Annotated in this window: 14 protein-coding genes; 5 read left to right on the top strand and 9 right to left on the bottom strand. The window is 68.0% G+C overall.

The window, feature by feature from the left end; translation table 11 throughout:
- Positions 1-56 precede the first annotated feature (56 nt).
- A complete protein-coding gene (locus AC3DE2_RS03910; protein ID WP_488425126.1) occupies positions 57-680 on the bottom strand; it encodes an inorganic diphosphatase in 624 nt (207 codons plus the stop codon).
- On the bottom strand, positions 677-1,801 hold the full coding sequence (locus AC3DE2_RS03905) for a phytase (protein WP_488425125.1): 1,125 nt from the start codon (positions 1,799-1,801) through the stop codon (positions 677-679). The genes AC3DE2_RS03910 and AC3DE2_RS03905 overlap by 4 nt, the downstream gene beginning before the upstream one ends.
- A gap of 172 nt (positions 1,802-1,973) precedes the next feature.
- On the opposite strand from AC3DE2_RS03905, the gene AC3DE2_RS03900 reads away from it, so the two are divergent.
- On the top strand, positions 1,974-4,313 hold the full coding sequence (locus AC3DE2_RS03900) for a TonB-dependent receptor plug domain-containing protein (RefSeq protein WP_295382756.1): 2,340 nt from the start codon (positions 1,974-1,976) through the stop codon (positions 4,311-4,313).
- A 110-nt stretch (positions 4,314-4,423) separates the two neighbouring features.
- A complete protein-coding gene (gene upp, locus AC3DE2_RS03895) occupies positions 4,424-5,056 on the top strand; it encodes a uracil phosphoribosyltransferase (protein ID WP_295382757.1) in 633 nt (210 codons plus the stop codon).
- Positions 5,057-5,059: 3 nt separating this feature from the next.
- On the opposite strand, the gene AC3DE2_RS03890 is transcribed toward upp, so the two are convergent.
- From AC3DE2_RS03890 to rsmD, 7 genes are all read right to left on the bottom strand, one after another.
- The gene (locus AC3DE2_RS03890; RefSeq protein ID WP_295382758.1) at positions 5,060-5,905 is read right to left on the bottom strand and encodes an alpha/beta hydrolase family protein; all 846 of its coding nucleotides are present in this window, start codon (positions 5,903-5,905) and stop codon (positions 5,060-5,062) included.
- A gap of 95 nt (positions 5,906-6,000) precedes the next feature.
- Positions 6,001-6,891, bottom strand: coding sequence for an MBL fold metallo-hydrolase (locus tag AC3DE2_RS03885; protein WP_295382759.1), 891 nt, complete (start codon positions 6,889-6,891; stop codon positions 6,001-6,003).
- Between the two features lie 135 nt (positions 6,892-7,026).
- The gene (ggt, locus tag AC3DE2_RS03880) at positions 7,027-8,784 is read right to left on the bottom strand and encodes a gamma-glutamyltransferase (RefSeq protein ID WP_488425124.1); all 1,758 of its coding nucleotides are present in this window, start codon (positions 8,782-8,784) and stop codon (positions 7,027-7,029) included.
- Positions 8,785-8,824: 40 nt separating this feature from the next.
- Entirely contained in the window at positions 8,825-9,073 is a 249-nt protein-coding gene (locus AC3DE2_RS03875) for a YfhL family 4Fe-4S dicluster ferredoxin (RefSeq protein WP_295382760.1), read from the bottom strand.
- A gap of 95 nt (positions 9,074-9,168) precedes the next feature.
- Positions 9,169-9,663: a hypothetical protein gene (locus tag AC3DE2_RS03870; protein ID WP_295382761.1), complete on the bottom strand. Its 495-nt coding sequence runs from the start codon at positions 9,661-9,663 to the stop codon at positions 9,169-9,171.
- 57 nt (positions 9,664-9,720) lie between these two features.
- Positions 9,721-10,218 (bottom strand): pantetheine-phosphate adenylyltransferase, encoded by a 498-nt coding sequence (coaD, locus tag AC3DE2_RS03865; RefSeq protein ID WP_295382762.1) that lies wholly within the window; start codon positions 10,216-10,218, stop codon positions 9,721-9,723.
- Positions 10,215-10,865 carry a 16S rRNA (guanine(966)-N(2))-methyltransferase RsmD gene (gene rsmD / locus AC3DE2_RS03860; protein WP_488425123.1) on the bottom strand — a complete coding sequence of 217 codons (651 nt, stop codon included), beginning with the start codon at positions 10,863-10,865 and terminating at the stop codon, positions 10,215-10,217. Before rsmD ends, coaD begins: the two co-directional genes overlap by 4 nt.
- On the opposite strand from rsmD, the gene ftsY reads away from it, so the two are divergent.
- Genes ftsY through mutY form a run of 3 tightly spaced genes read left to right on the top strand, consistent with a single transcriptional unit; the run spans position 10,795 to position 14,350 of the window.
- A complete protein-coding gene (gene ftsY, locus AC3DE2_RS03855) occupies positions 10,795-12,054 on the top strand; it encodes a signal recognition particle-docking protein FtsY (RefSeq protein ID WP_488425122.1) in 1,260 nt (419 codons plus the stop codon). The genes rsmD and ftsY overlap by 71 nt on opposite strands.
- Positions 12,051-13,304: a hypothetical protein gene (locus tag AC3DE2_RS03850; RefSeq protein ID WP_488425120.1), complete on the top strand. Its 1,254-nt coding sequence runs from the start codon at positions 12,051-12,053 to the stop codon at positions 13,302-13,304. The genes ftsY and AC3DE2_RS03850 overlap by 4 nt, the downstream gene beginning before the upstream one ends.
- On the top strand, positions 13,301-14,350 hold the full coding sequence (mutY, locus tag AC3DE2_RS03845; protein WP_488425119.1) for an A/G-specific adenine glycosylase: 1,050 nt from the start codon (positions 13,301-13,303) through the stop codon (positions 14,348-14,350). Before AC3DE2_RS03850 ends, mutY begins: the two co-directional genes overlap by 4 nt.
- The last annotated feature ends 53 nt before the right edge of the window (positions 14,351-14,403 follow it).

Here is a 14,403-nt window from a genome sequence, read left to right as displayed (position 1 = left end):
CGCGCAGGACCGGCCTGCTCCGCCGCGGGCAGCGCCCGCCCGCCAGGCGATCGGCGCTACGGCGCGCGCTTTCCCGCGCCGGCCGCCTCGTCAAACCGTGCCATCGCCGCCCGGATCAGCCCCCTGGCTTCCGCGGCGTCGCCGTAGCCGTTCAACCGCACCGGATTGCGCCCCTTCGGCAGATCCTTGTAGATGCGGAAGAAGGCTTCGATGCGGTCGCGCTCGATGGCTGGCAGATCGGACAGATCGCGGATCCCGGCATAGGTGGGATCGACCTTGTCCGTCGGCACGCCGATGACTTTCTCGTCGGCCTCTCCGTCATCGACCATCCGCAGCACGCCGATGGGCCGGAACCGGATCAACACACCTGGATGCAGCGGCTCGCGGGTCAGCACCAGCGCATCCAGGGGATCCCCATCCCCCGCCCGCGTGCGCGGCATCGACCCGTAGTTGGCCGGATAGGCGACCGGCATCGACTGGAAGCGGTCCACGAACAGCAGCCCCTCCTCGTTGATTTCGTACTTGGTGAAACTGCCGGCGGGAATCTCCACCGCCAGCACGGCTTCCTCCGGCGCCTTCGGCGACTGCGCGGCGAGGAACGGGTGGACCACCGTGTCGCCGGCATGCGCCAGCGACACCGCCATCAGCCATCCCAGCAGGGTCACCGGAACGCGGCTCATTGCGCGGGTTTGCAGGCAGGCAGCTTCAGCGCCCGGGCGATCGCCTGCCAATCGAACGCGGCCACGGCCTTGTCATCGTCCACCGCATAGAACACGCCCTCGGGGAAACGCTTGTCGACCGTCTGGTCGAGCCACACACCGTCGGTATTGGCGGTACGTTCGCCGGTGAACGCGCCCAGGTGTTCCAGACTGAGGCGGTCGAACACATGGAACACGCTGCGGTCCTTGAACTGGTCGGTGGCGATCCAGTACCCGGTTCCACCCGCGCATTGCGCCAGCGCCATCCCCTCGGCCTGCGCCTTGAACAGATCCGCGCCGATGTCGCGGCCGCGGTAGCGGCCGTCCAGGCCGTATTCGCGCAGGCGGGTGCCGGTGGCGACATCCTCTTCCGCCAGCAGCAGGCGATCGTTGGCGACATCACCGAATACCGACTCGGCGATGCGGATGGCGCCGGCCTCGGTCGTATCGCCAAAGGTGCCGGCCAGGCTCGCCTGCCAGCCCTGCGGCGCGCGCCGCAGCTGGTAGCGCTTGAACCGGCGATCCAGTTCCACCAGCGGCGGCGGAAGGTCCTCGTTCTGCGGCGACATGTAGTTGTCGCTGACGATGACCTCGTAGCTGTCCTTCTGCGGACGCACCCACAGGCCATAGGGCTGTTTCAGGTCTTCCGCGCCGAAGCTCAGCAACGGCTGGAATCCCGGCAGCTGGAACACCTGCACACGATGGTTGTCACGTTCGACCACCAGCACCAGATCATCGATGACGGCGATGCCGTTGGGACGCTGGAGCTGGCCCGCGCCGGTGCCCGGTCCCCCGACCGTGCGCAGGCGCTCGCCGCTGGCGCCGTCGTAGACGATCAACTGGTCGGTCGCCTTGGCGGTGGCGATCAGCCAGCGCTTGCCGTCCGGGCTGCGCCAGCTGGCCGGTGAATCGACATTGTCGGCTGGCGTGTCCGCGGTCAGGAAGGCCTCGGGAACGACCACGTGCGGAATCTTGGCCTCGCTCAGCAGCGGATCCTTCTCCACGTTCTCGTCCGGCTCGCGATCCACCGGCGCGGTGGTGGCGCAGCCGGCCAGTGACAGGACCACCAGCAGGCTGGCGAGTGTGTTCGAGCGATGCGACATGCGATTCCCCCTGGAGCGATGGACGGTCAACAAACCGCAATGTTCTACGCGCCGATTGTGACGCTTTGGTTGCGCCGGAACGCATTCGCCATCCTGCCATCCACCGGTCACATTCCCGCCATCTAAGCCCCGTAGAAATCGCCGTTTATCTTCACCTGGGGAAAACACGACGATGAAACGCACCGCCCTGGCCATCGGCCTGTCACAGGCACTGCTCTGCGTGGGCATGATTGCCGCCAGCCCGCTGGCAAGCGCGCAGGCCATGCCCGACGGCAGCGCCGCGGCCGCCGCGCCGGCCGAGGACCCCAAGCAGCTGGACACCATCGTGGTCCAGGGCGAAATCACCTATCGCGACCGCACCGACGACATCGCCCCCACCCTGTCCTACGACCTGGAGTACTTCCAGCGCTTCGAGCCCAACACCGTGGGCGACATGCTCAAGCGCGTGCCCGGCGTGACCTTCGTCGGCTCCGACATCATGGAATTCGACGGCGCGATGATGCGGGGCATGGCGGCCGGCTATACCCAGGTACTGATCAACGGCAAGAAGGTCCCGGGCGCCGGCGACGACCGCTCGTTCTGGGTCGATCGCATCCCGGCGGAAATGGTCGACCACATCGAGATCCTGCGCAGCAACAGTGCCAACCGCAGCGGCGATGCGATCGCCGGCAGCATCAACATCGTGCTGCGCGATGCCTACGTGTTCGACGGCAGCTACCTGCGCATCGGCGTCAACCGCTGGTACGACGGCGAAGTGAATCCGACCTTCGGCGCGGTGACCAGCTTCGACGCCCTGGGTGGGCGCCTGTTGGCCGGCATCAACGTCCAGGACCGCTACCGCTCCAAGGTCAAGCGCTCGGACCGTTTCGCCGACCCGACCCGCCAGGAACTGGTCAGCTGGGAAGACCAGACCGAAGTGAAGGATGGCCGTGACTATTCGGCCAATCTCTCCTACACCGCCGATGTCGGCGAGACCGGCCGCATCAGCATCGACGGTTTCTACGTCAAGACCGACCGCGACGTCACCGAGGTCTCGCATGAGGTCGAATACGACGACGGCGACATCATCGATTCGCGGGTGCCCGGCCTCAACCCGATCGACCAGCGCAACTGGGGCATCGGCGCCGAATACAAGTTCGACATGGCCGGCGGCACCACCGAACTCGATCTCGATTACGCGCGGTTCGAGGACGACAGCGCCGAGAGCGAGGAGAAGCACGAGTATGTGAACGGCGAATGGGATGCCTCCGAGGCCGAATCCCAGGCCGTGGACGCGCAGGACGCCGAAACCAGCTTCAAGATCGCGCACCAGCGCGCGGTGGGCGCGAGCGAACTCGAATTCGGCGTGGACTACCGCCGCAAGAAGCGCGACGTCACCTATACCAACTACGCCTGGGAAGCCGAGGAAGAAGGCGACCTGGTGGCCTACGAACCGGACGGCGTGATCGGCTCGCAGATCAAGGAAACCCGCGTCGATCCCTACCTGATGCTGTCGGGCAAGGGCGAGGCGTTCTCTTGGGAAGCCGGCCTGCGCTACGAAACCACGCGCTCGGACATCCGCTACCAGGAAGACGGCGACGTCGCCGGGTCGGCCAGCAAGGACTACAACGAACTGCTGCCTTCGCTGCACCTGAAATGGGATCTGGACGAGGCCACCCGCATCAGCCTGTCGCTGGCCAAAAGCGTGAAGCGTCCGAACTTCAACGAACTGATCCCGGCCCTGCTGGACGGCGAGTTCGGCGACAACGACTACATCGGCAACCCGAAGCTGGATCCGGAAACCGCCAACGGCATCGATCTGGGTTTCGAACGTCGCCTGGGCAAGCATGGCGTGGTCGGGTTGAACTTCTTCTACCGCGACGTCAAGAACCTGATCGAGCTGGTCAATACCGGCGAGATGAGCGAGGACGCGCAGGACAACTACGCCGACGACCTGGAGGAATTCCTGGCCGAGAATCCCGGCGCGACCGAGGACGACTTCCAGTTCGATCCGGAAAGCTGGCTGTTCACCTCAGCCAACATCGGCGACGGCAAGGTCTATGGCGTCGAATTCGATCTGTCGACGCCGCTGACCGCGCTGGGCATGCCCAATACCGGCGTGTTCCTGAACTACTCCTACCTCAACAGCAAGGTCACCGATTTCCTCGGCGAGCGCCGCTTCAACGACCAGGCCAGGAGCGTCTACAACGTCGGCTTCATCCAGGACCTGCCCTCGATCGGCGCCAGCTTCGGCGCGACCTACCGCAAGCAGGGCGATGCATTCAGTCGCATCCTGGCCGAGGAAGTGACGGTCAAGTATGGCGATGACCTGGAAGTGTTCGTCGAGAAGCGCTTCGGCAAGACCCTGTCGGTGCGCTTGACCGCCGCCAACCTGCTGGACGCGTCCAAGGACGAGTTCTTCCACAAGTTCGACAACCAGGCCGACCAGATCGCCCGCGACTACGACGAGTACGAACTGGAAACCGAAGAGGCCGGACCGAGCTATCAGCTGGTCATGCGCTGGGCGTTCTGAGCACGGCCCTCCCTGTGCCTGGGTGGAAGCCGGCGCAAGCCGGCTTCTTTTTTTGTGGGACGGGCGGGATTGATGCAGACTTTCGCCATCCGTCATCGCCCCAGGCCGCCATGAAGACCGTCGAAGTCCGCCATCCCCTCGTCCAGCACAAGATCGGCCTGCTGCGCGACGCCTCCCTCAGCACCAAGGGTTTCCGCGAACTGGTGACCGAGCTCGGCACCCTGCTGGCCTACGAGGCCACCGCGGACCTGGAAACCGAGCAGGCGACCATGCCGGGCTGGGCCGGACCGGTCCAGGTGCGCAAGATCGCCGGCGCCAAGATCACCCTGGTGCCGATCCTGCGCGCCGGCCTGGGCATGCTGCCGGGCGTGCTGGCGCTGATTCCGGCCGCCAAGGTCAGCGTGGTGGGCCTGCAGCGCGACGAGGAAACCCTGCAACCGGTACCGTACTTCGAACGCCTGACCGGCCGCCTGGACGAACGCGACGCGCTCATCCTGGATCCGATGCTGGCCACCGGCGGCACCCTGATCGCCACCATCGACATGCTCAAGCGCGCCGGCGCCAAGCGCATCAAGGGCATCTTCCTGGTCGCCGCGCCCGAGGGGCTGGCCGCCCTGCAAGCGGCCCATCCCGATGTCGAGGTCTATACCGCCGCCATCGACGACCGCCTCAACGACAAGGGCTACATCCTGCCGGGCCTGGGCGACGCCGGCGATCGGATCTTCGGCACCCGGGTCGGCTGAGCCTCAGCGGCGGATCCAGCGCTCGGCATCGGCCGGTCCGGCGGCGTCGACCGACAACATCCGGGCCGCTTCGGCGTCATCCAGCACTTCCGCCTTGAGGAAAGCGGTGCCGATGTCGCGCGCGCGCCGGTACTGCGCTTCCGGCTGGCCGCCGATCAGGTTGTGATCGCCCCCCGCCAGCACCACCGCGTACTTGTCGCCCGCGGGCGCGCTTTCGACCGGATACAGATGGTCGCGCGCATCGTTGACGAAACCCGGCACCAGGTCCTTGTCGCCGGTCACCAGCATCACCGGCACCGCGACCGACGCATAGGCCGATGGCGTGACCAGTCCCGGAATCCTGCCCGGCGAGGAGTAGCCCACCACCGCCACCACGCCGGGATCGCGCAGCGGTCCGAGTTCGGCCAGCGCGCCGCCCAGGACCAGCGACACCAGCGTGCCGTAGCTGTGCCCGGCCGCCGCGACCGGCACACCGGGCCAATGCGCGGCGACGTAGGCACTGGCCGCCTTCATGTCAGCCAGCCGTTCGCCGAAACCCTGCTGCATGGAGAACTTCTCGCGATCCGGATACTTGACCGAGTCCACGTGCAGCGGCGCGACCACCACGAAACCGGCGTCGCGCCAGGTCTGCAGCAGATCGTCGTAGCGTTCCGGCCACGAACCGTGCCCGCTGGAGAACAGCACCACGCCGCGAACGGTTTGCGGTTCCCATACCGCCATCGAGGTGGCGCGCTGCGGCGAGACCTGCAATGGCACCGTGGCGGTCGGTGCGGCGAAGGCCACCTGGGCGCCTGCAAAGGACAACAGCACGGCCGCCATCACGCGGCGGAACAGGAAACGCTGGCTCATCTGGAAGATCCCGCTGGAAAGTGGGATCAGTCTGTCGGCACCCGCCGCTCCGGACAGGTGCCTGTTGTCATCACTCCGCAGTGCCGGAAGTCACTTCATGCGGCCAGCGCGCGGGCGTGCAGTTCCGCCACTTCGTGGGCCACGCCGAACTTGCCTCGATCGTCGCGGGTGACCTGGGCAAGCGCGCACTCCGGATCATGGGTGAAGAACAGACGCACGTTACGCGTCAGCTTGTCTTCCAGGAACACGCGCTTCTCGTCGATCAGCAGTTCCGCGTTGCGGTCATAGCCCATCGTGATCGGCACGTGCACCCACGAACGTCCGGGAATGAGATCGGCGCAGAACACCACGCCGCCATGCGCCTGTCCGTCCACGCGCTCCGGGCCGACGATTTCGGCCAGCATCAGGCCCGGCGTGTGGCCGTCGCTGAAACTGAAGCGCACGCTGTCGCCCAGCGCCTGCGAATGTTCGCCATCCACCCGCTCCAGCCGGCCGCTGGCCTCCAGCAGGCCCTGCAACTCCGGGATGAAGCTGGCGCGATCGCGCGGATGCGGCTTCAACGCCCGCTGCCAGTGCGCCCGGCCGACCACGAAGGTCGCGTTGGGGAACAGCAGTTCCGGCGCCTTGCCCTCCGCCCACGGCGCCAGCAGGCCACCGGCGTGATCGAAATGCAGGTGGCTCAGCACCACCACGTCAATGTCCTCGTGGCCGAAACCGGCTTCCCGCAGCGAATCCAGCAGGACGTGCCGCTCCTCCTGCACGCCGAAACGCTCGCGCATCTTCGGGTCGAAGAACGCACCGATGCCGGTCTCGAACAGCACCGTCTTGCCGTTGAGCGGACTGGCCAGCAGCGCGCGGCAAGCCAGCGGCACGCGGTTCTGCTCGTCCGGCGCCAGCCATTTGGACCACATCGCGCGCGGCGCGTTGCCGAACATCGCACCGCCGTCGAGCTTCTGGGAATTGCCGAGGATGGACCAGAGTTTCATGGCGCTGATTGTACGCCCCGGCAGGCAGGGCAAGCCTGAAGAGGGGCTCGGTCACGCCGGAATCGCTGCCCCCGCATGGACGAACCATTCGCCCAGCGGAGCGGAGCAGGCTCCGCTCCGCCACGGGAATCCGGATCAGCGCTCGGCGGACCCGATCAGTTCGACTTCCGCCTTGCCCACCGGATTGCGCGGATCGGCGCCGCCGGTAAGCGTGTTGGTCGCGCGATCCCAGAGCACGGTCTGCAGGTTGCCCCAGACATGGCTGGAACCACGGCCACCGGCGGCGGTATCACCGGGCAGGTCGACCTGGTGGCCCATCGCCCGCAACGCCTCGGCGACCTGCGGCGTGAACGCGCCGCTCTCGGCGGAAATCACGTCCGGCAGCCACTGGTGATGGAAGCGCGGCAGCGCCGCGACCTGCTGCGCGCCCAGTCCCTGGTCGTAGCCGAGCATGCCCAGCAGCACCATGGTGATGATGCGGCTGCCGCCGGGCGTGCCGAGCACGGCGACGCGGTCGGGCGACTCCATGAAGCTGGGCGTCATCGAGCTGAGCATGCGCTTGCCGGGCTTCGGCGCGTTGGCCTCGAACCCCATCACCCCGAACGCATTCGGCGTGCCGGGCTTGAGCGCGAAGTCGTCCATCTCATTGTTGAGCAGCACGCCAGTGCCCGGCGGAATCAGGCCGGAGCCGAACAGCAGGTTGACCGTCTGGGTCGCCGCCACCCGATTGCCGTCGGCGTCGATGATCGAGAAGTGGGTGGTCTCCTCGTCCTCCAGCGGCGTCGGCTTGCCGGACAGCAGATCGCTGGGCGTAGCCTTGTCCGGGTTGATGGTCGCACGAAGGCCGGCCGCGTAGTCACGGCTGGCCAGGGTCTTGAGCGGGATGTCGACGAAATCGGGATCGCCGAGGTAGAAGGTGCGATCCCGGAATGCGCGGCGCATGGCTTCCACGGTCAGGTGGGTGCGATGGACATCGTCGAGCTTGGCCAGATCCCAGCCTTCCAGGATCTGCAGCATCTGCGCGATCGCCACGCCGCCGGAAGACGGTGGCGGCGCGGTGGTGATCTGCCAGTCGCGGTACTTGAACTTCAGCGGCTCGCGTTCGCGCACCTGGTAGGCGGCGAGTTCCCCGGCGGTCCAGCGGCCGCCCTCGGCCTTCACGCCCTTGATCAGCTTGCTGGCGACCTCGCCCTTGTAGAAACCGTCGTGGCCACGCTCGGCCAGCAGTTGCAGCGTGCGCGCCAGATCCGGCTGCTTGAGGGTCTCGCCCTCCTTGGGCGGATCGCCATCGGCCAGGAACACTCCGCGGGTGCCGGGATAGCGTTCCATCACTTCGCGGCGCGACGCATAGCCACGCGCCAGCCGGCCATACACCGGAAAACCGTCGCGGGCGATGCGAATGGCCGGGCCGAGCGAGGTTTCCAGCGGCAGCTTGCCGTAGTTCCGCGCCAAGTGGACCAGCGCGGCAGGCAGGCCGGGAATGCCGGCGGCCCACGGTCCGTTCTCGGCGCGATCGCGGTTGAATTCGCCATTGGCCAGCAGATAGGCCTCGGGCGTGGCCGCCGCGGGCGCGGTCTCGCGCGCGTCGACGAACACGTCCTTGCCGGTGCGCGCGTCATGCAGCAGGAAGAAGCCACCGCCGCCAATGCCCGAACTGATCGGTTCGACCACCGACAGCACCGACGACACCGCGACCGCCGCATCGAAGGCATTGCCGCCCGCGTGCAGGATCTCGAATCCGGCTTCCGTCGCGAGCGCATGCGCGCTGGCGATGGCGGCGCCGGGCGGATGGCTCGGCGGACTGGCGGAACGCTGGCCGGCGTCGGCGGCGTGCAGCGCCGGGATGAAAAGACAGAGCGCCAACAACAGCGCGGTGGCTCGGCGTGCTTTCACGACATCTCCTGAAGGGTACGCAATGGGCGGCCCTCCCGCGTCAGCCGCCCTGCAGCTGGCGCAACTTGGCCAGCAGTTGCTCCTGGGTCTCAGGATACGCCGGATCGGGGTCGATGCACTCCACCGGGCAAACGACGACACATTGCGGTTCGTCATGATGGCCGACGCATTCGGTGCAGCGCGCCGGATCGATCACGTAAATCGTTTCGCCCATCGAGATGGCCTGGTTGGGACAGGCCGGCTCGCAGACATCGCAGTTGACGCAGAGTTCGTTGATCTTGAGTGACATTGCGGGGGACTTCTCGATTCCGGGAGCCCCGCTTTCACGGGGGCGCGATGCCCCCGCGAAGGCGTGGCCGCGATGGCGGCCACGCGCGGAGCGTATTACTTGGCTTCGACGAAGACGTAGTCCACGCCGGCCGGGGCCACGGCCGCCTTGACGCGTTCGCCGTCGGCGGCATCACCGATGAAGACCACGCGCACGCCCTTCATGGTGTCCGGCTCGACGCCCTGGAACGAGGCGACCACCAGATCGGCCATGCGTGCGGATGCCGAGGAACCGAAAGCCAGCAGGTTGCCGCCGACGATGCCGCGCGCAATTGCGTTCTTGGCCTGCTCCAGCGAGCGATCGTACTTGGCCTGGAATTCCGGATCCGATTCCGGCGGGAGGTAGTACAGGAACGGGGTGTTGGTGATGGTGCCCATGTTGCGGGTCACCACCTCGGACAGATACGTGCGCCAGCCGGCATCATCGTCCTTGGCCGGCACGACCAGCGCCGCCTCGGCGGCTTCGACCGGCTTGGCCTCTTCCTTCTTGCACGCGGCAAACGGCACGACCAGGCAGGCGATCAGCAGCAGTCGTGTGGCGATGTTGGTCATGGTTCTGTCCCCTCAATGAGTCGATGTAGGAAGGATCGTGCCACAAAAGCACGCGGTTCAGGTGCGCCGCCACTGTGCCTTCATGGCGGCAGCCACGTCGGCGGTGACGAAGCCGGACACATCCCCGCCCAGGCGCGAGATTTCGCGCACCAGCGAGGACGAGATGAAGCCGTACTGCTCTGCGGGGGTGAGGAACAGGGTTTCCACTTCGGGAATCAGGTGCCGGTTCATGCTGGCCAGCTGGAATTCGTACTCGAAATCCGAGACCGCGCGCAGGCCGCGCAGCAGCACGCCGCCGCCGATGTCCTTGACGAAATGGGCAAGCAATCCATCGAAACCGCGCACTTCCACGTGCGGGTGGTGCGCCACCGCCTTGCGGGTCAGTTCGACCCTCAGCTCCAGCGGCAGCGCGGGGCCCTTGCCCGGGCTCTCCGCCACGCCGATGATCAGGCGCTCGAACAGCGGCGCGGCGCGATCGATCAGGTCGATATGCCCGTTGGTGATCGGGTCGAACGTGCCGGGATAGACCGCGGTACGGGTACGGGACACGCTCATGCGGAATCGGGTCGATGGGAGTCGCCGCGCAGTGTAGCAGCGCCCCGCCCGGCGGGGACCCGGTAGAGCGCGTAATGGACGTCGCGGGTCTGGCCCTCGCGGTGCGGCAGCCAGTCCGGTGGCACCGCCGGCACCTGTTCCCGCGGGGATTCCACATACACCCAGGCATCGTCCGCGAGATGGCGCGGCAACGCCCGCAACGCGGCGTCCCACAGGCCATCGGCGAACGGTGGGTCCAGGAACACCAGGTCGAACGGCTCCGCGGGCGCACCCGCGAGCCACGCCAGGGCATCCGCGCCCTCCACCCGCACCTGCGATTCGGCGCCCAGCCGGCCGACTGCCTGCCTCAACGCACCGGCCAGGCCGACATCGCGCTCGATCAGCACGGCCTGCGCGGCGCCACGCGAAACCGCTTCCAGACCGAGCGCGCCGCTGCCGGCGAACGCATCCAGCACACGCGCACCGGCCAGTTTCGGCATCAGCCAGTTGAACAGGGTTTCGCGCACCCGATCCGAGGAAGGGCGCAAACCGGGCCGATCCGGCACCGGCAGGCGGGTATTGCGCCAGCGTCCGCCGATGATGCGGACGCTGCCGGTGGGCTCGGTGGCGCGCGGACCACGCCCGGCGGGAGTACGGCCGGGTTTCATCGGGGCGGACAGGAGGCGGGTGCTACCATGGCGCCCATTCTCCGCGATTGTCCGTGTCATGGTCAGCTGGTTCCGACGCAAGAAGCCTGACGCGCCCGCGAGCCTGCCCGAGACGCAGCGCCCGGCGCCCCAGGATCCCGTTCCCGACAACGCCCCGCCCGTTCCCGCCGTCGCGCCGGACACCGCCGATCCGGTGCCCGCGTCGGTCGTGGTGGAAGCGCCGGCGCCGGTTCCGGCCGCGCCGGACAACGCTCCCGCGCCTGCTCCGGCCGGCAAGCCGGGTTGGCGCGAGCGCCTGCGCAACACGAGTTTCGCCCGCGGACTGGGCGGCCTGTTCTCGCGCAATCCGCGCCTGGACGACGACCTGCTCGACGAAATCGAGACCGCGTTGCTGACCGCCGACGTCGGCGTCCCCGCCACCACCGCGCTGATCGAAGGCCTGCGCAAGCGCATGAAGGCGCGCGAGTTCACCGATGCGCGCGCATTGCTGGCGGCGCTGCGCGCCGAATTGATCGCGATGCTCGCGCCGGTGGCCAGGCCGCTGGAGATCCCGCGCGACGTCCATCCCTTCGTGCTGCTCACCGTCGGCGTCAACGGCGTGGGCAAGACCACCACCATCGGCAAGCTGGCGCGCCGCTTCAAGGATGAAGGCCGCAACCTGATGCTGGCCGCCGGCGACACCTTCCGCGCCGCCGCCGTGGCGCAATTGCAGGCCTGGGGCGAGCGCAACGGCGTGCCCGTGGTCGCGCAGGGCCAGAATGCCGACGCCGCTTCGGTGGCGTTCGACGCGCTGCAGGCCGCGCAGGCGCGCGGCACCGAGGTCTTGATCGCCGATACCGCCGGTCGCCTGCATACCCAGCAGGGCCTGATGGCGGAACTGGGCAAGATCAAGCGCGTCCTGCAGAAACTGGATCCGGCGGCGCCACACGAAGTGCTGCTGGTCATCGACGGCACCACCGGCCAGAACGCGCTGTCGCAGCTGCGCCAGTTCCATGCCGCGGTGAACATCACCGGCCTGGTCGTGACCAAGCTCGACGGCACCGCCAAGGGCGGCGTGGTGTTCGCGCTGGCGCGCGAGTTCGGCATCCCGATCCGTTTCGCCGGCATCGGTGAACGTTCCGAGGACCTGCGGGTGTTCGACGCGGAAGCCTTCGTCGACGCGCTGTTGCCGGAAACGCTGGGCGCGTGAGCCGGCGCCGCCGGCTGGCGCTGCTATCCCTCGCGGTCCTGTTGCTGGCAGGCGCCGGACTCGTGCATTGGCTGCTGCAACCACAACGGCTGGCGCCGGCGCTGCTGGGCATGGCCGGTGACGCGCTGGGCCTGGAAATCTCCGCTTCGGGCATCGGCGAATACCGTTTGCGTGGAACGCCGCAATTGATCGTGCGCGGCGTGGTGGCGCGCGAACCGGGCGCCGCCAAACCCCTGTTGAGCGCCGAACGCATCCTCATCTCCGTGCCATGGTCGACCCTGCGCGCACGCGGCCGCGATCTGACCGCGGTCCGGCTGGAACTGGATGCGCCGGTTTTCGATCTGGCCGCGTTCCAACACTGGCTGGCCGCGCGTCCGCCGGGCGAAACCCGCATTCCCACCCTGACCGATGGCATCCGCGTCGATGGCGGCCGGATCCAGGGGGATGGCTGGACGCTGGAACGGATCCATCTGCGCATCCCGCACCTGGCCCCGGATCGGCCGCTGCGCGGGCAATTGCAGGCCCGGTACACGGGCTCGGGATTGCAGGCGCCGATGGATCTGGCCTTCCACCTGGCCCGTCTCGGCCAGGATGGAGGCGTCGGAATCGCCGGCCAGGCGACGCCCGCCGGCAAGGATTGGCGACTGCCGGTCCGACTGCGGCTGTCCGCCTACCTGCTCCAGGCCGAATCGCGGCTGGAGCGCGTCGTCCTGGGAGCCCGCGCGGACTACCTCGCGAACACGGCGCGGCACTCGTTCGCACTGGGTGTCGCGGGCCCATTGGAGTTCGCCGAGGGCCTGCGGCTGCGTGCGGGCGCCTTTGCCCTGCGCGGCCGTGATGCGATGCCCACCCTGGACGCGACGGGCGACCTTGGTCTGGGCGGTGACGGCCTCCTGCTCGATTGGCGCGGTCAGATGGCCGGTTGGCCCACCGCATGGCCGTCCCTGCCACCACCGCTGGGACGCTCCGCATCGGCGCTCCCGTTCGCGCTCGCCTATCGCGGCACCGCCGATCTGGCCGACATCGCGCACTTGCGGCTGCAGCGCGACACCACCCGCTTCGACGCCCGCTTCCGCCTGTTCGAGATCATGGATTGGCTGGATGCGCTTCAGGCCGGCAGGGGATCGCCACTGCCGCCCCTGAGCGGCCGCCTCACCACACCGCGCGTGGAAGTCTCCGGCGCCATCCTGGAAGGCGTGGATCTGCGCATGGATGATCCCGCCCTGCCCGCGACCGACACCTCCCCATGACCCGCCCGACCGAAGATCATTTCGCCTCCCGCCTGCTGGGATGGTTCGACCAGTCCGGCCGCCACGACCTGCCCTGGTTGCACCCGCGCACGCCCTATCGCGTGTGGCTGTCGGAGATCATGCTGCAGCAGACCCAGGTCAAGACGGTGATTCCGTACTTCGCCCGCTTCCTCGAGGCGTTCCCCACGCTCAGGGATCTGGGCACCGCCTCGCTCGACGAGGTGCTCGCGCAGTGGTCCGGGCTGGGCTACTACGCCCGCGCGCGCAACCTGCACGCGGCGGCCCGCGCCTGCGTGGACCTGCACGGCGGAGACCTGCCGCGCGATTTCGACGCGCTGCTCGCCTTGCCGGGTATCGGCCGCAGCACCGCCGGCGCGATCCTGTCACAGGCCTGGGGCGATCGGTTCCCGATCCTGGACGGCAACGTCAAGCGGGTGCTGTCGCGTTACCACGGCACCGTCGGCTGGCCCGGCACGCCCGCGGTGGAGAAGCAGTTGTGGCGGTTCGCGACCGATCACCTGCCCGCCGGTCGCATGGCCGACTACACCCAGGCGCAGATGGATCTGGGCGCCACCCTGTGCACCCGCCACGATCCGGCCTGCATGCTCTGCCCCGTGCACGAGGATTGCGTGGCGCTGCGCGAGGGACTGGTCGAAGAATTGCCCACGTCCAAGCCCGGCAAGCCGCTCCCGGAACGAAGCGCCATCATGTTGCTCGCCGAGGACGACGCCGGCCAGGTATTGCTGCTGCGGCGCCCGCCAACCGGTATCTGGGCCTCGCTGTGGTCGCTGCCGGAAGCCGAGGATCACGATGCCGCGCGGCGCTGGTTCGAAGCTCACCTGCAGGGCGACTACGACCACGCCGAGGCGCTGCCGGAACTGCCACACGTGTTCAGCCACTATCGCCTGCGCATGCATCCGCTGCGCTGGCGTGGGCTGGCGCCGCGCACCGCCGTCGGCGACGACGCGGACCTGCGCTGGGTCGCGCGCCAGGATCTGGCGCAACTGGGCCTGCCGGCGCCGATCCGCAAATTGCTGACGGCCTGACCCGCACCGGGACTATCCGGTTGCGGAAGCCGCTATCCTGTCCTCCTGTCGCT

This window comes from Pseudoxanthomonas sp. 68-E7, assembly GCF_057773145.1.
Note: the sequence above shows the minus strand (reverse complement) of the source record. Positions and strands in the feature narration are given on the sequence as shown.

Coding starts and splice junctions, on each gene's coding strand:
- AC3DE2_RS03875 (WP_295382760.1), bottom strand. CDS start 9,073: ATGTCACTCAAGATCAACGAACTCTGCGTCAACTGCGATGTCTGCGAG.
- AC3DE2_RS03905 (WP_488425125.1), bottom strand. CDS start 1,801: ATGTCGCATCGCTCGAACACACTCGCCAGCCTGCTGGTGGTCCTGTCA.
- rsmD (WP_488425123.1), bottom strand. CDS start 10,865: ATGAAACCCGGCCGTACTCCCGCCGGGCGTGGTCCGCGCGCCACCGAG.
- AC3DE2_RS03890 (WP_295382758.1), bottom strand. CDS start 5,905: ATGAGCCAGCGTTTCCTGTTCCGCCGCGTGATGGCGGCCGTGCTGTTG.
- ftsY (WP_488425122.1), top strand. CDS start 10,795: ATGATGCGGACGCTGCCGGTGGGCTCGGTGGCGCGCGGACCACGCCCG.
- AC3DE2_RS03885 (WP_295382759.1), bottom strand. CDS start 6,891: ATGAAACTCTGGTCCATCCTCGGCAATTCCCAGAAGCTCGACGGCGGT.
- coaD (WP_295382762.1), bottom strand. CDS start 10,218: ATGAGCGTGTCCCGTACCCGTACCGCGGTCTATCCCGGCACGTTCGAC.
- mutY (WP_488425119.1), top strand. CDS start 13,301: ATGACCCGCCCGACCGAAGATCATTTCGCCTCCCGCCTGCTGGGATGG.
- upp (WP_295382757.1), top strand. CDS start 4,424: ATGAAGACCGTCGAAGTCCGCCATCCCCTCGTCCAGCACAAGATCGGC.
- AC3DE2_RS03910 (WP_488425126.1), bottom strand. CDS start 680: ATGAGCCGCGTTCCGGTGACCCTGCTGGGATGGCTGATGGCGGTGTCG.
- AC3DE2_RS03870 (WP_295382761.1), bottom strand. CDS start 9,663: ATGACCAACATCGCCACACGACTGCTGCTGATCGCCTGCCTGGTCGTG.
- AC3DE2_RS03900 (WP_295382756.1), top strand. CDS start 1,974: ATGAAACGCACCGCCCTGGCCATCGGCCTGTCACAGGCACTGCTCTGC.